The following is a 22,043-nucleotide window of genomic DNA, read 5'->3' as shown; positions in this document are numbered from 1 at the left end:
GCTATAATTCTTTCGTTATTATCTTAGAACTTGATTCCTGCAGAGAATTCCACCGTGAACGGACGGAGATAGCTACCACTCATGTACTTGCCTTCATATTTTCCGGCTTCCTGCTTGGTAATCAGCTCAGAGCCACTAATGGTACCCTTGGCACCCTTCTCGTTGAAGATATTGATGACACTCACGCCAAGGCTCAGATTCTTGTTCACATTCCAGTTGATTCCGCCGAAAGTCTCCCAGTGACCATTGAAATAGAGTGCCTCCTGAAGGTTGGCATAGGTCTTACCGAAGTAACGGAAGCTCAACCAGGCATTCAGATTCTTGGTGATGTCGTATTTAGGGTCCAACTCAATAAGTACCTGAGGAATCTCCTTGACAATCATGTTATTGGCATTCACTCCCATAGACTGACCGTCACTGAACGTTACACTTGCATTATAGTTCTTATACACCGGCTTCTGATAGGTGAAGAGTGCATGCATGTGGAAGTTCTTGAACGGATTGATTTCTGCCGAGGTTGTCCAACCCAAAGTCTGGATGTTATAGATGAGCAACACGGTCTTGCCCTCTGTTGTTCCTGGCTTGGTAAGATTCTGCTGGTCGATATTGTTCGACTTAGAAATATAGGTCACCATTGAAGAAAGGTCAATCCAATCATTCTTGTAGAAAATACCACCACGAATCAGTGGGATGGTTACTCGCTTATACTGTTCCTCGGTAGGACCTGTTCCTGCATACTCGCTGATACGTGGGAAACGGGTGGCGATGGTAGCATCGGCTGTCAAACCAAACTGGCGGGTCAGGTTATACGTCAACTGCAAGGTGGCTGCATAATTCAATTTATCCTTGGTTACGTTCTTTGCTTCGATGCTGTGCTCGGTAGCAACAACAGAACCATCAGCAGCAGTGGCGTATGTATTATAGTTACCCATGTGGAATCCTGAGAAACGTGGAGTAGAAATCTGCTCGGCAGACATACGGTAGTACTCCAATCTACCACCATAGAACACCTTGAACTTAGGACTTACCTTCCATTCGTCGGTAAAGTAGAGTGCCAACTTGTTCTCTGATCCCTTGGTGTATTCAGGACTCAACTCATTATAACCGAAAGTCTCAGAACGGCGGGCTGTCTGTGTAGGATCAAGCGGATTGACATACATCTGGCTCAAGGAGCGTGGATAAGCTTCTACGGTGCCTGCCCACTGGAACGAAGACGAATAGTAATTGAGATGGTAATACCACTCGTTCAAACCAATCATTAACTTATGGTTGTTCAACTGCTTGGAGATTTCGGTAGTCAAAAGCGCATTGCTCACCTTACCAACATGCAACCAGGTGCGACGTCCCTCTATGTAGCCACTGTAGTCAGACCCATCAGAAAGCTGATAGCCATCAGCCTCGCTCACCTTAGAGATGGTACTTCCTCCGTAATCCACATAATTGGCACGTGGAGCATTCATATACTTGGCGTTGAATTTCCACAACCATCCATTATCAAACTGATACTGACTGATGAGGGCAATCTCGTTGGCATGATTCTCACTGCCATCGCTCATATTCCATGTCTCCATCTTTCCTGACTTTGTATTCAAGTATTGGAAAGAACCTTGACGTTGCACGTATGAGTCCATACCAGGGTCAAAGCCATCAATCTTCTTGATACTGCCGTCGCCAGAATAGATAAATGGGGCTGCATTGGCAAAATTGCCAGGGTTCTTGCTGTTGGAATACTTATATAATAAGGAGACACGTCCCTTTCCATCATTCAAGATGCGAGTGATGCCGAAATGATAAAGTTGGGTACGGTCGGCATAATCAGTAAAGCGAAGCTTGAAACTACCTGGATCGAAATTCTGATACATACTGGCTGTATAAAGCCAATTGTCACCGATTCCACCAGACAGGTTGAGATCTACATTCTGCATACCAAAATGGTTTGCCTTATAGTTGAGCTTGCCCTTGAACTCTTTCTGTCCCAACTCGCTGAAAGAAGAAACTGCGTACGCAATATTACCCGTAGCAATGGCAGACTCAGATGGAGTCATCAAGTCGGTACCTTTCAGTGAGGCATCGCTTCGCCAATGGGCAGACAGCTTGTGTACGGAAGAAGAGTAAACGGCAGGAAGACCGTTCTCATATACGGTTACATCCTCGCTTGGCAATCCTATCTGGATTTCACGAGGCTTGTTGGCATCAGATGCGTTGAGCATCACATTACGCTCTTCCTTTTTCTCCTTGTTTTCAGAATCGTCAGAAGGAAGTGCATACACTTGGCTTGCAGCTGACATCGCTACCAAAGCCATAGAAAATGTACGGATTCTTAAGTTCATAATCTTACAGTTGTTTATTCTTAGTTTGACTTGATTTCACTTGCCACCGAATGCGATTCGATTGCGGTTGCAAAGTTAAGGAGATTTTTCAGACATTGGCATCATGTGTAGGTTACGAGTAGATAAATACCAGGTTATAAAGTCTATAACCTACTAATAATCAATCCATCAAAGATATTAATACTTTTTAATAGAGTAGATGATAAAAAGAGGAATAAAAGTAGTATCTTTGCAGAAAAATACAACTCTAAGGCATTCTTATAGCCTATCTGATAGTAACAATAACAATTAAAAGGATAGTTATGAAAGTAGTATTGTGGTTCTTAATGATGCTTATGCCATTGCTGGCAAGTGCTTCTTCCGTAAACGAGGAACAGCTGTTCCATCGTTTAGACAGTTACATCGCTCAGCGAAGCAAGTTTACCCAAAGAAAAGAAGCGAAACTGCTAAGACTCAAAAAGCAACTACACATGACTTCCGACAAGCGCAGCCAGCTTAGTCTCTATAACCAAATCTACAGGGAGTATTATACCTACCGTTACGACTCTGCCATGACATACGCCAAGAAGGGCTACCAGCTGGCAGCACAGCTTCAGGATGATTATTTCATCAACCTGAATAAAATCAATCGCGCGGCAGTGCTATCAACAGGCGGTTTCTACAGCCAGGCAGAAGACTTAATGCTCGCAATGGATGTGGAGAAAATGTCACCTAAGTTATTGCAATACTATTATTATACCTTGACTTGGGTATATAACTACTGGGGAACTTTCTGCAACAAGTCGGAGTTTCAAGAAGGATTAGAAGCCAAAAAACGTTTTTATTTAGGCAAGACTCTTGAGCATATCGGCAACAAGGAATCCGCTCTTTATTACTATCTTTCAGGAGAGTTTGAATTTCTAAAGCAGCGTACAAGCAAAAAAACACTTCAGTTCTACATGAAGGCGCTTTCAGCCAGTCCCCTGAACAGCCGTGTGCATGCCTCATCGGCTTATTGCATTGCCCGCTATTATTATGATACCGACCAAAAGGATTTGTATGAGAAGTATATTGTAGAAGCAGCCATCTCAGACCAGATATGCCCCCTGAAAGAGAATCTTGCCCTTCAGGAACTTTCCACCTATCTATATAATAAGGATGCCTCCTATGCAAAGAGGGCTTCCAAATACATCTATTGCTCCATGGAGGATGCCCAATTCTACAACAACCGTCTCCGCATGGTTGAGATTTCCCGCATACTTCCCCTTATCACAGAAACGAACCATCAGGCAGAAGTACGCAAGAACCGCATCGTAACAGCATCCCTCGTCATCGTGAGTATCCTGTCGCTAGGATTCCTTGCCATGGCTTTCTTTGCATTCAAGATGAACAAGCGTCTGGCCAAGAGCCGTAGGGAGATAAAAAGCCAAAATACACTCTTGGACGAACTGAACCAGAAGCTGCTCAACACCAATAAGCGAAGAGAGACCTATATGCATTTATTCATGGATATCAGTGCCGTATATATCAAGAAACTGGATGATTATCGCAAACTGGTAAGCCGCAAAATCAAGGCAAAGCAAACTGCCGATCTTCTGACTGCCATCAATAGCTACAAGCTGGCAGAAGAAGAGGCAGCCAACTTCTATATTCGCTTCGACAAGGCATTCATTGACTTATATCCGAATTTCGTGGAAGAGTTCAACCAACTGCTGTTGCCTGAAAAGCAGATTGTTCTCCCTGCCCCAAACAGTCTCACCAAGGAACTGCGTATCTATGCACTGATGCGACTAGGAATTACAGATGGTCAGGAACTGGCCACCCTCCTGTTCTATTCTACGCAAACCATTTATAATTACAAGACTGCCATCAGAAAGCGAGCCAAAGACCTCGCCACTTTTGATGCAGCCATCAACCAACTATGCAATGTGATAGGCTAACCAGAGCAAGTGCCTGATAAGCCCCAAAGCGTATTAATTGGCAAACTGCACGCAGACAGGTTTTCCAACCTTTATATCCTGCTTCGTATCAACCATCATTCCTGTTTTCCTGTCGATTTTGAAAACTTGAATCACATGGCTGTCACGGCACGCCACAAGCATAAACTCTCCGTTAGGCGTGATGGCGAAATTGCGAGGATGGGCAGCTGTAGGTTGGAAGCCTATCTTTGTGAGCAGACCCGATTTCTTATCTACGGCAAATACCGAGATGCCCTCATCGGTTAACCGATGGGATGCATAGAGAAAGCGACCGTCAGGAGACAGATGAATATCAGCACTTCCAAGCGTACGGGTCTTTGAAGCCTGTATGCGCTGCAACTCCTGCAATGTACCCTTGTTATATCCCAATACGGTTACCGTGCCATCCAGTTCGCCTATCAGATAAACCACATTGCCTTTTGAGTTGAATACAAGATGGCGTGGTCCCGTTCCTTTAGGTGCCTGATAGGCAAGAACAGGATTGGATAAGAATTCCCTGCCATCATTTACCTGGAAGCGCCAGATACAGTCGTTCCCCAAATCATTGGCAAGCATATATTGATGATCAGGAGTCATCTGGCAGCAATGGATATGCGAAACCACGCCACTCCCCTGTCGATGCATATCGAAATATTGCGATTCTGGCGCCACACTTCCATCTTCCTTGATTGGGAATACGGAAATATCACCCCCATTATAATTGGATGTCACTACATATCCGCCATACAGCATCACATTGCATGGTGCAGCACCAGGCATATTGTTTTCCTGTCGAGTAGCCTTCGTTCCACACTTCTGATACCCAAGCGGAGTCATCGAACCCTCTTTCTTATTGAGTACGAAAGCCCCGAGCCCTTGTCGCCCATCATCATATTCACTCACGGCATAAACCCGATTTGCATCATGATTCATCATGAGGAACGAAGGATTGCCTGCCTGCACATCGCCCACCAATTGCGACTTCCCTGTATGCTGGTTGAAACGATAAACATACATTCCATCCGAAGTACTCTGGTCGGTATAAGTACCTACCACCATTGTAAGTTCATCACTCGCCACTGCCGGCATCCCCACAGCCATCGTCAAGGACAAGCCTGCCAATATCGCCTTTATATTGTCCATAAGTCGTATCATTTTATCAAGTTTATAATATTAATATTGCATCAGAAGCAAAAATACAAAAAGAAATGGAAACGGGCAAGCGAAAAAGCAAAAAACTATTATTTTTAACTCTTTAAGCAAGAGAGGCAACTACTCTGCACCCCAACCAACCATATACATTCGGCATCTCCTTCTGAATGACGGCGCAAAGATACTGCTTTTTTTCGACTCACTCTGAACTTTCGTGAAGATACGCAAAAAAAAAAATCTCTCAATGACTAAGATAGAAATCTCAGTGACTAAGATAAATCTCCCAGTGACTAAGATAGAAATCTCAGTGACTAAGATAAATCTCCCAGTGACTAAGATAGAAATCTCAATGACTAAGATAGAAATCTCAGTGACTAAGATAGAAATCTCAATGACTAAGATGAAATCCCTGTTTGTGTGAAGGCAAGGCTGTGATGTGAAGGCATGGTTTCGAAAAACTAGTTTTCTAATACTAAAAACCTATATCTAAAACCCTGATATTCATTTCATTTACCTTTATAACACGCTGTATATACAAAAGTATTGGAGCCTAGGGTTCACATCACACCTTCAAACCAGCGGTCATTCGGGCTTGATTTCGGTTGCAAATGTAGGCAATGGCAGAAGAAAGTCCCAAGTATTTCTGCGACAGAGAAAATATGCTTTAAACGTGCGGAATGTATCTAAAAAAGATAGATTCCGCACGTTATCTCACTATTTGTTAGAGGATACAAATTCGCAGGTTAGCGGAGCAGTTTCTTTAGTAAGAGAATATGGCTTCTCGAAGATTGGCACTAGGCTCGGCAGCTCTGCTGAGCCTAGCCAGCAGGTCTGCCGACTGCAGTCAGCACCTCTGCTGAGCCTAGTGGCAACACGTTAAAATTGTACTACATCATACCCTATAGTTGTACAAGCATACACCCTATAATTGTACAACTTCACACCCTATAGTCGTACGACAACAAATCTCGTGTTGTACGACTATGCATATATTGTTTCTATGCGCTACAGTTCGTTTGATTTATTTTTAAGCATTTTTTGTGAAACCGCCAAACTTTTATCGAAAAAAGTGATGGGAAAGATGGATTTTTAGAAAGAAAGTACTATCTTTGCAACATATTTCATTAATTGAAGTTTCGCAAGTAGCATTCTACCGTCCCCGAAGGGGGCGAATGTGAATAACCGCGGGTGGAATGACCGAAGGGAATGGAACCTGCGGATAGTGACAGAAACTCTCTTATCGTCCCCGAAGGGGGCGAACAGGAGCAAGACTGGATGAGGTTCGCCCCCTTTGGGGACGCTTTCTCCCTACTATTGGTTGTCCGCAGGTTCCATGACCTTCGGTCATTCCACCAGCGGTTATTGAAAGTTGGCCCCCTTCGGGGACCGGAGGTTACTTGCGAAACTTGAGTCATTAATAAAAGCATCATGAAGCAACTCAACAAGAAATATAACGATGAAGACAATATGCTCGTCAACGACTTGCGCTCCATCGTCAGCAAGGCTCGCAGCAAAGCATTTGCTGCCGTCAATTATTCTCTGGTGGAAAGAAACAGGAGAATAGGACAACGTATTGTAGAACAGGAACAGAACGGAGCATCACGTGCTGAATACGGAAAGCATGTGATAGAGGTTGCTTCGGCTGCTTTGACCAAGGAATTCGGAAAAGGATTCTCTGAGACAAACATCATGAATTTCAAGAAGTTCTACCTGAAATTCAAAGAGTTAACAATTCCTCAGACACTGTCTGAGGAATTCAAAAAGCAAAAACAGCAGACACTGTCTGATGAATTTTCTTTGCTACCCAAAAAAGGTCAGACACAGTCTGCCCAATCCGAGTTACGCCTTCTTCCTTGGTCTCATTACGAGCGTCTTATACGAGTAGAAGACAAAAAGGCTCGTGAATGGTATGCAAAGGAGGCATATGAGCAAGGTTGGAGTTTCAGAACCTAGAACCGCAATATTAACATCTCATATTATGAACGTCTTCTTATATCTTGGTCGATTTGAAGGTAATCGCATTACTTACCAGGATGTAGGACAAATGGATATGTATCTTCAGATGTACGACAAGATGAAAAAAGGACCAGGCGCTGCCTGACCTTTTTGAATCTCATTTTCCGTATAACTATACATTTTTATACAAAATCATCACTTTTTCTTGCATAAAGTTTGCGATTTCCAATAATTATACTTACCTTTGCAACGAAATAACATCTTATCATTAAATAAGAAAGGAAATAGCGAATGGAACTGAAAGAGACTTTCCAAAAAGTGAAGGCTGCCAGCAAGACCCTGGGCTTGCTCAGCGACGAACAACGTAATGAAATCCTGCAGGCGGTGGCTGACGCTATCATCGCCGAAACTCCTGTGCTCCTCCAGGCAAATGCAGAAGACTTGGCTAAGATGGACAAGGCTAACCCACTCTACGACCGATTGCAACTCACCGAGCAGCGACTCCAGGATATTGCTTCGGATATGAGACACGTAAGTACCCTGCCCTCACCACTCGGAAGAGTTCTCAAAGACAAGACACTCGACAACGGATTGCACCTGCAGCGAGTAGCCGTTCCATTCGGAGTCATCGGCATGATTTACGAGGCCCGTCCTAATGTTACCTACGATGTTTTTTCTCTCTGTTTCAAGAGTGGAAATGCATGCGTACTGAAAGGTGGAAAGGATGCAAACTCCTCTAACTCAGCGGGTGTCGAACTTATCAACAGGGTGTTGATAAAGTATGGCGTGAATCCAAACGTATGTACGCTTCTACCAGCTACCCATGAGGCTACAGGCGAAATGCTGAATGCCGTGGGCTATATCGACCTCTGCATTCCTCGAGGTGGAAAGAAGCTTATCAACTTCGTTCGTGATACTGCCAAAGTGCCGGTTATCGAGACTGGAGCTGGCGTGGTACACTGCTACTTCGATAAAGATGGCGACCTGGAGATGGGCAAGCGCATCATCACAAATGCCAAGTGCCGAAGAGTAAGCGTATGCAATGCACTCGACTGTCTGCTGATTCATGAAAGCAGATTAAGCGATCTCCCTGCCCTCTGCAAGGGGCTCGCCGAGAAGCAGACCAAGATTCATGCAGATGCCAAGGCCTACGAGGCATTAAAGGGGCACTATCCTGACACCTTATTATATAAGGCTGAGGAAAGCGAAGCGAAGATGAAGGAAACTGATGCTAACATGAAGAGCATCTGGAACACCGAATGGCTCAGCATGCAGATGGGTATCAAGACCGTGGCTTCGGAAGATGAGGCACTCGAGCATATCGCCACCTACGGAAGCGGACACAGCGAGAGCATCGTTTCCAATAACGAAGCAACCCAGAAGAAGTTCCAGGCAATGGTAGATGCAGCCTGCGTTTATGTAAACGCTCCTACCAGCTTTACCGATGGCGCACAGTTCGGACTGGGCGCAGAAATTGGCATCAGCACCCAAAAGCTTGGAGCCCGCGGACCAATGGCGCTAGAAGAGATTACTACCTACAAGTGGTTGATTACAGGTCAGGGACAGACAAGGAAGTGAAGAACGAAAAGTGAAGAGTGAAGAATTCAATAGCATTATATTAGAAATAACAAACAAAAAACGAAATAACAATGAAGACATTCTTTAATGTTGAAGACCTTGGCGACTTGAAAGCAGCGCTCGCCGAGGCACAGGAAGTGAAAGCAAACCGTTTCGGTTATCAGGAGTTGGGCAAGAACAAGACCTTGCTGATGATATTCTTCAATAACAGTCTCCGTACCCGACTGAGTACACAGAAGGCTGCGATGAACCTGGGCATGAATGTGATCGTGCTCGACGTGAACGCCGGTGCATGGAAACTGGAGACAGAGCGTGGCGTTATCATGGATGGCGACAAGAGCGAACATCTGCTGGAAGCTATCCCAGTAATGGGTAGCTTCTGCGATTTGATTGGCGTGCGCAGCTTTGCCGGTTTGAAAGACCGTGACTACGATTACGCCGAGACTATCGTAAACCAGTTTGTGAAGTACAGCGGCCGCCCAGTCTTCGCCATGGAGACTGCCACCGTTCACCCACTCCAGGCATTCGCCGACCTCATCACCATTGAGGAGCATAAGAAGGTGGCTCGTCCTAAGGTAGTCTTGACCTGGGCTCCTCACTGCCGTGCCCTGCCTCAGGCTGTACCAAACTCATTCGCCCAGTGGATGAACGCAGCCGATGTTGATTTCGTGGTTACTCACCCTGAGGGCTATGAGCTGGACCCTAAGTTTGTGGGCAATGCCAAGGTGGAGTACGACCAGAAGAAGGCGCTGGAAGGTGCAGACTTCGTTTATGCCAAGAACTGGAGCTGTCCGGGCGTGAAAAATCCAGCACAGTATGGTGAGATCTTGAGCAAAGATATGAGCTGGACCATCGACGAGGAGCACATGAGCTGGACCAATGATGGTTGCTTCATGCACTGTCTGCCTGTTCGCCGCGGTCTGATTGTTACCGATGATGTCATCGAGAGCAAGAACAGCCTGGTGATTCCAGAGGCAGCCAACCGTGAGATTTCAGCCGAAGTTGTAATCAAGCGCATGCTCGAATCGCTTTAATATTTTACAGATAACAGGAATACCCATCACCATAAGTAGGTATTTTCATCAAAAGTCCATCTTGTTTTTTTCTTTTCTCATGAATTATCCGTAACTTTGCAGAAAAATTGTAGAAGATATTCAGAAGAAAAGACAAAAAACAAGATGGATAAATACAGCATTATTACACCAGAAGTGATGGGGACATTCAATGACCGCCTCAACTTTCTGTATCTAAAACTAGGTAATTATCTCGACATTGAGAAACAGGAGCATCGCACTTTGCAATATTGCAAGGTATTTCTCAGCGACTCCCAAAATCAGATTCAGGATTTCCAGGACTCTCTTCTCTATCAGGAGTATCTGAAAGATATCCACCTCACCATCGTAGAGCAAACACCCCTTTGCGGCAGCAAGATTTCACTTCTGGTCAAGACCACGGACGATGAGACACCACTCCTATTCCATAGTCTTCGCCTGACGGAGGAAGAAGCAAAGGGGAAGGATTCATACGAGCAGACAAACCTTCTTTTCAACAAATATCTGCAAATCATTGCAGATACGGATATGACAATGGAACGCAATCTTGTGCGTACCTGGATATACGTTACCAACATCGACGTGAATTACCAGGGCGTAGTGGAAGCACGCAACGACATTTTCGACAAGGAAGGATTAACTGCCGACACCCACTACATCGCCAGCACCGGCATCGGAGGAGCCACTCCCGTTCGCCATGCAGCAGTAGCCATCGATTTCCTCACCTTCCCCGGCATCAAGGAAGAAGACAAGAAGTATCTCCAGGCACTGGAACATCTGAACCCTACCCATGAATATGGCGTAGCCTTCGAAAGGGGAACCCGGGTTACGCTGCCAACGCATTGCAGCAATTCTGATGGAAGCCAGCATTTCAAGCAGCAATACTTCATCTCAGGCACGGCGAGCATCGACAAACTGGGAAACGTAGTTTATGAAGAAGATATTGTAAGACAGACCGGCAGACTGCTGGAGAACGTAGGAGCCTTGCTGAAAGATGGCGATGCCACCATGAACGATATCCAATATTTCATCATCTACCTGCGAGATATTTCCGACTATCATACGGTAGATAGAATGATGCAACAGTTTTATCCGCAGATACCCCGCATCATCGTAGAAGCCAAAGTCTGCAGGCCAGGATGGCTGATTGAGATGGAATTTATCGCAGAAAGATAATAAAAATGCAGAAATTTGCCCCCTACAAGCAAATTTCTGCATTTTTATTACTCAATAGTTCGTTAATAATTCAATAATGTGCTAAGCAGCTATACGCTGTAAGCACGAGAGATCTTTGAAAATCTTGCTAATTAAAGTTCGGTTCGGGGTGTACCCGCTTGCTTTAAAAATTCGTTTCACCAGATAAATATTGGTCATCAGTGACTTGAATGAAGACATAGAATATTCCATTCCCATCTCCTTCATAGTTACCTTGGCAACATTTAGTGATGTGAACGAAGCATTGAAAGCAAAATCGAGTTTCCACTTATCGCGAGCCTGGCAGTCCATAAGACCAGTATAGCCTTTGGCGTCACGAAAGCAAAATTCGATCTGGAACCTGGTTCTATAATAAAGAAGTACTTCTTCACCCGAAAGTGAGGTGTCTGTAGAGAAGAATAGTTTCTTCTTGCCATTCGGCATCTGCCAGATGACAAGTCTAACTTTACACCTGAGTGCCTTGGAATAGGCTATCAAAGTATAAGCTGTTCCTTCTATATCTTTCATCTCCATCTTCTCCATTCGAGTGAGGTCAAGATTCTTCATATCAATCTTGCCATCCTTGGTCTTGGGGCGACCACGTTTTCCAGTACGTGGACCAGCATAGACATAAAAGAGACAAGCATTGTCACGAAAGCGGCTTATCAAAGAGAACCCTTCTTTCTTTATCCCATTAACAAATGTACTTGTAGAGAAGTAAGCATCTGCAACTATGAGGGTTGAGAGTTTAAGAAGTTCCTTGCGGTAACGCTTAATGACGCTGATATAGAAATCTACCATAGTCTTGTTTCTAAGACTCAGTTCTTTATTACTTAGCGACTGGTGTGCTTTTAACATCATGCAGTCTTTGGCATCAATATCAATGAGGCCAATACCCATGATTTCGAGACCATGTTTAACAGACTGTGCACATCCCGACCAAAAACGACCGATATGTGGAGTCTTCTTGCCAGCTTTGCTGATGTAGCTGGGATCAATGGCAATAGCCCATCTTCCCTGTTTACCAAAGAAGCGCTTGGCAAGTGAGACATTAAGTTTGAGCCAGTCAATGCTTTTCGACTTTTTTAAGCCGAATGCGTTGCGATAGGTTTGCTCAACATGCGAGCCATACCTCCCCATTTGGGTGAAATTTATCTTTCTTGGTATTACCATGAACAAAATTATCACCTCGATGAGTATTTTCTCGAAACTTTTTGTTAACTTTGCAGCCGAATCTTCAACTGCATCTTTAAAGATATCCATATATTGGTCAAGTCCTGTATTCATATAATTTTGCGTTTGTCGTGATTTGCAAAGTTACTGAAAATCAGCGACTTGACCAACTTTCTATAGTTAAGTTTTCATAAGCATTTCTTAATATAAGTTATTGATTTACAGACGATTAAATATTAATTTAACGCAGTATTGTTACTTATTCTTATATTTTTTTTCTACCTTTGCAATAACCAAACTTATCAAATTATGAATAGTAATCTAAAAAGCTTTTGCATATTCATCATATATGTATTTGGGGCTATAGCATGTTTTGCTTTCTTCCAATTCTGCTATCCCTATCATCTGTATTACCAGGAGCAGAACCAGCTGTTCCTGGCATCATGGGATTATCTTACCACCTATCTGGAAAAACCAGGTTGGCTGGCATGTATGGCTGGTGATTTTCTCACACAGTTCTATCTCTATCACTATATGGGGGCTACCATTCTTACCCTCTGCATCCTTCTCGCTGGCTACAACATCAAATATGCGGTGAGAGATGCAGGCTTCAAGGGAACATGGGCACCCAATATCGCTGCGTTCGCAGTGATGACGCTGTTGGTCTGCTTCAGTTTGGATTACGAATACCGGCTGAGCAGCATCCTGGCAATAGCCGGTGGAGCCAGCGTATTCCGTGTCAGCACCACAATACTTGCCAGCACCAGAAAGTTTATCAATAAGATAGAAACGATGGACGAAAATAATCCTACATTGCATCGCATGGGACTTCCGATCTGGATCTCAACATTCAGTATCACCATATCAATTTTCGTATGTCATTGGTTCTTCGGATACGGCGTATGGATTTACGGCGCACTGGTCTTCATAGGCAGCCTCGAGAACATCATGAAAGCAGGCTGCTACTATTGCCTGACCACCCTGGTGATTACCTTCTTCCTGCTCATGCTCTGCAAACGCCTTTACTTCTGTGATTTCCAAACCATCTATACGTATCCGGGTATAGGCAAATTGGTAAAACCACAATTAGACCAGGAAAGGACACTCGCCGTGGATTGTGAATACTACTTTGGCAACTACAACCGGGTAATCAACATGGTTGAAAAGGATAAGAACCCGAACCAGTACATGAAGTTTTACCATGACCTCATCATGGCACAATTTCGCAGTCAGCCTGCTTCCTTAAAGAAGTACCCCAACAAAGACATCGGTACCTTTGAGACATTGGAAGCCAACCCTTCCCTGCTCACCATCCATGCACTGAATGAACTATACTGGGCTCTAGACGATATGACCTTCTGCGAACGGGCAGCCATGCTGGGAAACATATATTCCCCCAACTGCCGCAACATCCGCATGGTGAAGCGACTCGCAGAAATCAATCTGGTGAAAGGAAATTATGCCGCCACCCGCAAATATCTTCGTATTCTTCAAAAGACATTCGTCTGGAAAAGATGGGCCGACCGCATTTTCGCTTCTCTCGGCAAAAACGCCAGTGCAGAAGAGAAAGCCATACTGCAGACGTATCTCGACAAGCGCAAGAACATCAGACTTGAGCAGCAAGACAACAACAACCAGTTTATAAAGCAAGTAAGATGAAACACAAGAACATTCTAAATATCACCCTGGCAGGACTCCTTCTGTTCGCCTCATGCGCCCAGACACATGAGAATGCAGAGCAGAAGAATCATCTGCCCAATATGTATCCCGACTATGCTGATGTTACCATCCCCGTGAACATCGCACCGCTCAACTTCAAGATTCGTGACAAGCACCTCACCAACATCGAGACAGTACTCACCATCGAAGGAGCAGATGAGGATGATGCAGATAATACCCTGACGGCTACCAGCAATAGCCAAAATCTGAAGTTCGACTTAAAAGAGTGGAAATATTTCCTGGCGAAGGCAGCTGGCAAGAACATCAAGGTGCAGATATATTCCAAGAGCGACGAGGGGGAATGGACGGCCTTCAGACCTTTTACCTGGCAAGTGGTGAGCGACAGCATCGACTCGTATCTTACCTATCAGCTCATAGAACCAACCTATGATGTATGGAGTAAGACCAAAACAAAACAACGCTGTATAGAGAACTGGGATGAAAAGATAATCGCCGACTACACCCTGCTCAAACATCTCAAGATGAACACGTATGCGTATGGCAACCAGAACGAGAATCTCAGCATCATCTATCTAAGAGGTGAAAATGGAGGAACCATACTCAACCGTAACGGTAAACTGAGAAAACTCAACCTGCAAGGCAAGGGCATGGCTTTACCTGGAATATACTACAGTTTCAATCCTTCGGGCAGATATCTCACCTATTCAACCAATACAATGGTGAGAGATTTCAATATCAATACCGACAAGCGACTGGAAGTATATGATACGGCAAGCGACATATATGTGGCCGACCTCGACAACAACCGCATCATCTCATCACCACTGGCAAGCGACAGTAGCCATCTGGAGACTTTTCCCACCTTTTCGGCCAACGGCAAATACATCTACTACTGTGCAGCCAACAAGAAGGAACTGTCCGACAAGAATCAGAAAAATCTGAAGAATCTGAAATATGCCTTGGTGCGCATTCCCTTCAATGAGGTAAATGGCACATTTGGAGAAAGAATAGACACCCTCTACTCATCCCGTTCCGTATGTCATCCTAAGATTAGTCCTGACGGCAGATTCTGTCTCTTCACGGTCCTGGATTACGGTACCTTCCCAGTCTGGCACACAGAGTCAGACCTCTATATGCTGGATTTACAGACAGGCAAGACCGACAGCCTCAACATTGTGAACAGCAAGAAGAGCGACACCTATCACTGCTGGTCACATACCGGTAGATGGTTTGTCTTCATCAGCAAACGGGATGATGGCATCTACGGCAAACCTTACTTCTGCTATATCGACCGGCAAGGCAAGGCCCACAAGCCATTTGTACTCCCACAAAAGGAGCCGACCTTTTACGACGACTGCCTGAAGAGTTTCAACATCCCGGAATTGAGCCGAGGTCCTGTACCTTTCAATACCATTGGCATCGAACAGGCACTGAAACAGGAAGCAGAACAATTCAGATAAACAAAAAAAGTCCGAGCTTATGAAGGCTCGGACTTTTTTTATTTATCCATACTTTATTTATTTACAGCCAAATAATTACGTGCCGGATTGGCATACATGGTTAAGAATCGCTCCTTCAAATATGCTTCATCCTTACCAGGAAGGTCAATTTTAGCAAGCTGACTCTCCATATATCTTTCAAAATTAGCTTTTTCTTCTGCAGTATATTCTGTCTGATGCGCATCAGAACCCTCCAGAAGATCCAGGGCTACATAGTTGCCCGGATAGAGGCGGTAGTTCTTGAATATCTGTTCATCTATATAGGCTGCCACCTTATTATACAGTTCCTGCTTAGGTGTATCAGGATCCAGAGAATCGAGATACTCATCAAGACATGGGGCTGCATGATAATGCACATGACCCTTATAGCCGAAGATACCGGTCTGCATGCTTACCAAATCATCCATAGGGCCCTTCTTCCAGTCTGCATTATCGCGCTTCTGCTGGAACTCCTTTGCCTTCAGGAAATCGCATGGGTCGTACTCATAACTGATAGACAGAGGTACAAGATGCAGCTGCTTCAAGCGCTCGATGATACTGCCTTCTCCACCCATCGACATCATCTGCAGAATACTCTTCTGGGTGCGGTCGTTGCTATCCTTGGCTCTACCCTCTCGCTGGGCAATCCAGATATTCTCGTTCTTCTCCTTGATGGCGAAATGCATGTAATCGGAAAGACGCTTGCTCGACACGAGCATCTGGCGCATACTCAAGGCACGCTCCACGATAAACGCCTTGTTGACACGCACCAGGTCCTTGACCCAAGGAAGTGACAGAAGGTTGTCACCGATGGCAATCTCGCAGGTGGTCTTGAAGCCATTGTCGATAAGCATTACATCGAGGATAGCTGAATCGAGCACGATATCACGATGGTTACTGATGAAGGAATAGTTGCGGGTATTATCGATGGCTATGCAATCCATCTCACAACCCGTTGCTGCCTTCTTCAGGATGCCATGGACAAAATCGTAGGCGAAAGCCAACTGGAAGTCGAGATTGGTCTTGCAAACCTTCAACTTCTGGGCAATCATCTCAAAAGGAACTTGTGGATAAAGATAAGCAAGTACTTGCTTGAACTGATCGTTTGAAAGCAAACGGTCGAACACCTCAGGAAGGTCTTCTGGCTCCCAAGGGCGAATGGTATCAAATTCTTGAGGGATCTTCATAACTTTATGGTTTTCGGGAGTTAAGGAGTTAAGGAGTTATAGGAGTTAAGACAAATGTTCTAAAACGATATCTTTACATACCATTAAATTCTACCGTTGTCTTAACTCCTTAACTTCTTTAACTACTTAACTCCTCATTAATTATTAGAACTGATTCTCCACGATGTCGCTGAGCACGTCCTTGATGTCAAGACCTGCAGCACGCACCTGCTGAGGAATGAAGCTAGTAACGGTCATACCCGGAGTGGTATTAATCTCCAGCATATTCACCTTATCCTTACCGTCCTTATCCTTAGAGATGATGTAGTCGATGCGGATGATACCGTTGGCATGGAGAATGTCGTAGATGCGGGATGTAGTCTTTGCCACCTCTTCTGCTGTCTCTGGAGAGAGACGGGCTGGAGTGATTTCCTGTACCTGACCATTATACTTGGCATCATAGTCGAAGAACTCGTTGCTGGTTACCACCTCGGTAGCTGGCAACACTACTGTCTTCTCGGCTGTCTTGTAGATACCCTGAGAAATCTCGATACCATCAAGGAAGCCTTCTATCATCACCTCGTTGCTCTCCATGAAAGCCACACGGAGGGCTGGAGCCAACTGGTCGGCATTCTTCACCTTGCTCACACCGAAGCTGCTGCCGTCGGCTGCTGGCTTCACGAAACAAGGCATACCGATGCGCTCGGCAATGGCATCCTCATCATACTCCTCACCACGGCGAAGCAAGATACTGTCAGCCACGTTGATTCCGAAGCCACGGAGATAGTTGTTGAGCACATACTTATCAAAGGTCAGTGCCTCTACCAGCACGCCGCTGGTAGAATATGGCAGATGGATGAGGTCGAAGTAGCCCTGCATCACGCCGTTTTCACCTGGCTGTCCGTGGATGGTGATATAAGCATAATCAAAGTAAACATGCTTGCCGTCTTTTACAAACGAGAAGTCGTTCTTGTCAATCTCAATAGTCTCACCATTATCCAAGGCCACGTGCCAATCAGTGCCCTTCACGTCGACGAGATAGATATCATAACGCTCCTTGTCGAAGAAAGAATACAAACCCTGACCTGAGCGCAATGATACGTCGTGCTCAGAAGAATCACCACCACATACGATGGCTATCGTTCTCTTGCTATTTTCCATAATCACTAAATATTTTTGAATGTATCTTGTGTGGTGCCTGCAATAAAGCCGCGCCACTTTTCTATTAACTTACTGAAATCTTCAGGCCACTCGCTGTCGAAGTCCATCTGCTCCTTGGTTGTTGGATGAACAAAGCCGAGTGTCTTGGCATGAAGTGCCTGACGTGGACAGAGCTTGAAGCAGTTCTGGATAAACGCCTTGTAACTGCTGCTTCGCTGACCTCTCAGGATTTCGGCTCCACCATAGGTCTCGTCCATGAAGAGCGGATGACCTATCTGCTTCATGTGGGCACGAATCTGGTGGGTACGGCCTGTTTCCAGGATGCACTGCACCAAAGTGGTGTAACCGAATCGCTCCAACACCTTATAATGGGTCACCGCACTCTTGCCGATGCCGCTATCCGGGTCGAACACCTTCATGCGGAGACGATTCTTAGGGTCACGACCGATATTGCCTTCGATGCGTCCCTCGTCTTCCACGATATTTCCCCAAACCAGGGCATTGTAGCTGCGATGGGTAGTCTTGTTGAAAAACTGCTTTCCCAAAGCCGTCTTTGCCGTAGGAGTCTTTGCCACCACGAGCAAGCCGCTGGTATCCTTGTCTATGCGATGAACCAAGCCCACCTCCGGGTCGTTGGCATCAAACTCAGGCATATCTCTCAGATGCCACGCCACAGCCTGAATCAAGGTGCCATGGAAGTTTCCGGCACCCGGATGCACCACCATACCTGCCTCCTTGTTGATGACCATGAGCTGGTCGTCTTCATACACCACATTGATGTCGATTTCCTCAGGCTTGATACTTGTCTCATGACGAGGACGGTCGAGCATCAGGGTAACCAGGTCGTTAGGGCGAACCTTGTAGTTACTCTTCACAGGTTTGCCGTTCACGTGGATAAATCCGGCATCGGCAGCCTGCTGAATGCGGTTGCGGCTCTGATAAGCCATCTTGTCCGCCAGATACTTGTCTATACGAACCGGATCCTGGTTGGCATCCACCTGCACCTTCCAATGCTCATAGAGGTCGTCGCCTCCATCGCCAGCCTGTGCAGCTCCGCCTTCATCCATCTGGATTTCGTCATCAAGTTCATCCATATCTCCTGCATCATCAAACCCGAAGTCATCCTCTACAGGAGCATATACCTTATTACTATAATATATATAATTCAGAATTTCCACTCTTAACTATCAATTATTAATTATCAATTATTCATTAGCTCACTCCACCACTTCGTTCGGCTGGTGTTCATGCGAAGGAGCAGGTTCAGTAGGTTCCGTACCAGGAACCACCTCGAAGTTGTCCACATCTCCCGTGGTTCCATCACCCTCGCCTTCCATCACGTCATCTTCGCCGTGATATACCGGATCAATCTCGTCGATGGAGTCGGAAGCGTCACGCTGTCCGTTACCCACCTGTATGATGAGCATGTCGTCGATGGAAACCTTGTCGCCAGCTACCACATGCCTACCCTTTACCAGGATGCCATACACCCAGTCTTCTTCACCAGGAATGTATTGCGGAGGCCCCAGTTTGAATCCCATAGCCGTGAGCTTAGCCATCGCCTCTCTCAAGGAACTGTTGTCGATGACATCCGGAATGGTGATACGAGGCGAATGGTCGGAATTGATGGTGACATAGATGATATGTCCCGATTTCACCAGTTCGCCGAAGGCAGGACTCTGCTCGAGAATGCAGTCGGCAGGCAAGGATCTCACGTATCCCGTATCCGTAACCACGATTTCCAGCCCCGCATCATCGAGGATGTGGGTGGCATCATCAATATTCTTGTATCTGATGTCAGGCACACGGATGGCCTCACCATGATGGGTATAGATATCGATGCCAAACTTGACACCGACACAGAGCAACACGAGCACCAGAACCATGGCGCCGAGATTTCCCCAAAGATACTTACTCTTAAACTTATTTATAAACTCAGATGAAGTCATACTTTAATTTTTGGTGCAAAGATAGGAATAATCGAAGACAATACAAAATAAAACGCCAAGTTTTTGCGTTTCATTACCTCATAAAAAGGCATAAAAAGACAAAAAGCAGCAAAGAATCTCTCTTTGCTGCTTTTAATGTCATCGTCCTCCGACGAATTTTCCTACCGGAAATTACTTTCCGTGGTGCTCGTCAGATACTGTTAACTTCTTACGGCCATGAGCACGGCGAGAAGCCAATACGCGACGACCATTCTTTGTTGCCATACGCTCACGGAAACCATGCTTGTTCACGCGACGACGATTGTGAGGCTGAAATGTTCTTTTCATTTTTTCTTATTTATTTTTAATTAATATTCTTCGCAAAAGTGCAAAATAAGCCCTTTTTGGGCTGCAAAATTACGCATATTTTCTGAAATAACCAAGAAAACTACCAAATTTAGCTTAAATATTTATGTTTTTTTCGATTTTCCCTTTGTTTTTTCATGTTTTTGCCGTAACTTTGCACCCGAATTGAAGATTATTATAATAACATTCAAGATAAACAAGAAATGATTAATTCACAGGAAATTAAGATTGGAACTTGCATCCGCATGGATGGCAAAGTATGGGTTTGCATCGACTTTCAGCACAGAAAGCCAGGTAAAGGTAACACTGTAATGAACACTAAATTGAAGAATGTTGCCGATGGTCGCGTGTTGGAGCGTACATTCCAGGTAGGTTTCAAATTGGAGGATGTTCGCGTTGAGCGCCGCCCTTATCAGTACCTCTATGAGGACGCTACTGGTTGCATCTTCATGAACCAGGAGACCTTCGAGCAGGTGCCTATCGCTAAGGAGAACGTTACTGGCGGTCAGTACATGAAGGAGGGTGACGTTGTTGAGGTGGTTACTGATACAACTGATGGTACTATTCTCTTGGCCGAGATGCCAGCAAAGACTACTTTGAAGATCACTCACTCTGAGCCAGGTGTAAAGGGCAACACTGCTACCAACGCTACTAAGCCAGCTACTCTCGAGACTGGTGCTGAGGTTCGTGTTCCTCTGTTCGTTAACGAGGGCGAGACTATCCAGGTTGACACCCGCGATGGCAGCTACCTCGGTCGTGTAAGCGAGTAATCCGTTTTTCAACAAGAACATTACGCTCTTATTGAGTAAAACTAACCCTTAATAGTAAGAATAATGAGATATTCCATCATAGTACCAGTTTTCAACCGTCCCGACGAAGTGGACGAACTTTTAGAGAGCCTTACCCATCAAACGGAAAAGGACTTCGAGGTGGTCATCGTAGAGGATGGCTCGCAGACTCCTTGCGAGGAAGTGTGCAAGCGATACGAGCACTTGATGGATATACATTATTACTATAAGGAGAACTCTGGTCCGGGCCAGAGTCGCAACTATGGTGCCGAGCGTGCCAAGGGCGAGTATCTGCTGATACTCGATAGCGACGTGGTCTTGCCAGAAGGTTATCTGAAGGCTGTAAGTGATGAGCTGAGCCGCAAACCTGCCGATGCATTCGGCGGACCTGACAAGGCACACTCATCATTTACAGACACTCAGAAAGCCATTTCTTATTCCATGACTTCTTTCTTCACCACCGGTGGTATCCGTGGCGGAAAGAAGAAGATGGATAAGTTCTACCCTCGTTCATTCAACATGGGCATCCGCAGGGATGTTTATCTCAAGTTGAATGGCTTTTCCAACATGCGTTTCGGTGAGGACATCGATTTCTCTATCCGCATCTTCAAGGCAGGCTGCCGTTGCCGTCTGTTCCCTGAGGCATGGGTATGGCACAAGCGCCGCACCGACTTCCGCAAGTTCTGGCGACAGGTCTATAACAGTGGCATCGCCCGCATCAACCTTTATAAGAAATATCCCGAGAGTCTCAAGCTCGTGCATCTCTTGCCGATGGTCTTCACCGTGGGCGTGATAGGTACGTTCCTGCTGCTCTTCTTCGGATTCCTCCCTTACATGCTGGGCACCGTACACGTATTCCCTATCCTGGGCAATGCGATGGCAGCATTGGGCTGCATCGGCCTGTTCTTCATCATTCTCTACACCATTGCGCTGTTCATCGACAGCAGCAAGGAGAACCACAGCATCAAGATTGGCCTGCTGAGCATCCGTGCCGCCTTCACCCAACTCATGGGATATGGCTGCGGATTCCTCTCGGCTTGGTGGAAGAGATGCGTGCTGGGACAAAGCGAATTCAGCGCATACAACAAGACTTTCTATAAATAA

The 22,043-nt window shown here is 45.5% G+C and carries 17 protein-coding genes; 9 read left to right on the top strand and 8 right to left on the bottom strand.

Features of this window, described 5'->3' with window-relative positions; translation table 11 throughout:
• Positions 1-23: 23 nt before the first annotated feature.
• Positions 24-2,303, bottom strand: coding sequence for a TonB-dependent receptor (locus tag KUA49_RS15790; protein ID WP_218412857.1), 2,280 nt, complete (start codon positions 2,301-2,303; stop codon positions 24-26).
• 329 nt (positions 2,304-2,632) lie between these two features.
• Here KUA49_RS15790 and KUA49_RS15785 point away from each other — a divergent pair, with 329 nt between their 5' ends.
• Positions 2,633-4,249, top strand: a complete 1,617-nt coding sequence (locus tag KUA49_RS15785) for a DUF6377 domain-containing protein (protein WP_218412851.1) — start codon at positions 2,633-2,635, stop codon at positions 4,247-4,249.
• A 33-nt stretch (positions 4,250-4,282) separates the two neighbouring features.
• Here the strand turns inward: KUA49_RS15785 and KUA49_RS15780 are convergent, their stop codons facing one another.
• Positions 4,283-5,410 carry a lactonase family protein gene (locus KUA49_RS15780; protein ID WP_218412852.1) on the bottom strand — a complete coding sequence of 376 codons (1,128 nt, stop codon included), beginning with the start codon at positions 5,408-5,410 and terminating at the stop codon, positions 4,283-4,285.
• 1,437 nt (positions 5,411-6,847) lie between these two features.
• Here KUA49_RS15780 and KUA49_RS15775 point away from each other — a divergent pair.
• The 4 genes from KUA49_RS15775 (at position 6,848) to KUA49_RS15760 (ending at position 11,181) form a co-directional block, all read left to right on the top strand.
• Positions 6,848-7,372 (top strand): DUF1016 N-terminal domain-containing protein, encoded by a 525-nt coding sequence (locus KUA49_RS15775; RefSeq protein ID WP_218412853.1) that lies wholly within the window; start codon positions 6,848-6,850, stop codon positions 7,370-7,372.
• A gap of 294 nt (positions 7,373-7,666) precedes the next feature.
• A complete protein-coding gene (locus tag KUA49_RS15770) occupies positions 7,667-8,953 on the top strand; it encodes a glutamate-5-semialdehyde dehydrogenase (protein ID WP_218412854.1) in 1,287 nt (428 codons plus the stop codon).
• Positions 8,954-9,024: 71 nt separating this feature from the next.
• Positions 9,025-9,987: an acetylornithine carbamoyltransferase gene (locus KUA49_RS15765; RefSeq protein ID WP_117694653.1), complete on the top strand. Its 963-nt coding sequence runs from the start codon at positions 9,025-9,027 to the stop codon at positions 9,985-9,987.
• Between the two features lie 144 nt (positions 9,988-10,131).
• Complete coding sequence (locus tag KUA49_RS15760) at positions 10,132-11,181, top strand: Rid family hydrolase (RefSeq protein WP_218412855.1); 1,050 nt, start codon at positions 10,132-10,134, stop codon at positions 11,179-11,181.
• An 81-nt stretch (positions 11,182-11,262) separates the two neighbouring features.
• Here the strand turns inward: KUA49_RS15760 and KUA49_RS15755 are convergent, their stop codons facing one another.
• The gene (locus KUA49_RS15755) at positions 11,263-12,486 is read right to left on the bottom strand and encodes a transposase (RefSeq protein ID WP_153093847.1); all 1,224 of its coding nucleotides are present in this window, start codon (positions 12,484-12,486) and stop codon (positions 11,263-11,265) included.
• 195 nt (positions 12,487-12,681) lie between these two features.
• Between KUA49_RS15755 and KUA49_RS15750 the strand changes: the two genes are divergently transcribed.
• Together KUA49_RS15750 and KUA49_RS15745 are read left to right on the top strand one after the other, a co-directional pair.
• On the top strand, positions 12,682-14,031 hold the full coding sequence (locus KUA49_RS15750; protein WP_218413169.1) for a DUF6057 family protein: 1,350 nt from the start codon (positions 12,682-12,684) through the stop codon (positions 14,029-14,031).
• Positions 14,028-15,512 carry a TolB family protein gene (locus KUA49_RS15745; RefSeq protein WP_218413168.1) on the top strand — a complete coding sequence of 495 codons (1,485 nt, stop codon included), beginning with the start codon at positions 14,028-14,030 and terminating at the stop codon, positions 15,510-15,512. The genes KUA49_RS15750 and KUA49_RS15745 overlap by 4 nt, the downstream gene beginning before the upstream one ends.
• A gap of 53 nt (positions 15,513-15,565) precedes the next feature.
• On the opposite strand, the gene KUA49_RS15740 is transcribed toward KUA49_RS15745, so the two are convergent.
• From KUA49_RS15740 to rpmH, 5 genes are all read right to left on the bottom strand, one after another.
• Positions 15,566-16,717 (bottom strand): 1-acyl-sn-glycerol-3-phosphate acyltransferase, encoded by a 1,152-nt coding sequence (locus KUA49_RS15740; protein WP_218413167.1) that lies wholly within the window; start codon positions 16,715-16,717, stop codon positions 15,566-15,568.
• A 144-nt stretch (positions 16,718-16,861) separates the two neighbouring features.
• Positions 16,862-17,857, bottom strand: a complete 996-nt coding sequence (locus KUA49_RS15735; protein ID WP_218413166.1) for a D-alanine--D-alanine ligase — start codon at positions 17,855-17,857, stop codon at positions 16,862-16,864.
• A gap of 5 nt (positions 17,858-17,862) precedes the next feature.
• On the bottom strand, positions 17,863-18,924 hold the full coding sequence (locus KUA49_RS15730) for an RluA family pseudouridine synthase (RefSeq protein ID WP_217764144.1): 1,062 nt from the start codon (positions 18,922-18,924) through the stop codon (positions 17,863-17,865).
• Between the two features lie 150 nt (positions 18,925-19,074).
• Complete coding sequence (locus KUA49_RS15725) at positions 19,075-19,806, bottom strand: PASTA domain-containing protein (RefSeq protein ID WP_218413165.1); 732 nt, start codon at positions 19,804-19,806, stop codon at positions 19,075-19,077.
• A gap of 171 nt (positions 19,807-19,977) precedes the next feature.
• Positions 19,978-20,133, bottom strand: a complete 156-nt coding sequence (gene rpmH, locus KUA49_RS15720) for a 50S ribosomal protein L34 (RefSeq protein WP_004351099.1) — start codon at positions 20,131-20,133, stop codon at positions 19,978-19,980.
• 221 nt (positions 20,134-20,354) lie between these two features.
• Here rpmH and efp point away from each other — a divergent pair, with 221 nt between their 5' ends.
• Complete coding sequence (efp, locus tag KUA49_RS15715) at positions 20,355-20,921, top strand: elongation factor P (protein WP_089544480.1); 567 nt, start codon at positions 20,355-20,357, stop codon at positions 20,919-20,921.
• 63 nt (positions 20,922-20,984) lie between these two features.
• Positions 20,985-22,043, top strand: coding sequence for a glycosyltransferase (locus KUA49_RS15710; protein WP_218413164.1), 1,059 nt, complete (start codon positions 20,985-20,987; stop codon positions 22,041-22,043).

Source organism: Segatella copri, assembly GCF_019249655.2.
GTDB lineage: Bacteria > Bacteroidota > Bacteroidia > Bacteroidales > Bacteroidaceae > Prevotella.
Note: the sequence above shows the minus strand (reverse complement) of the source record. Positions and strands in the feature narration are given on the sequence as shown.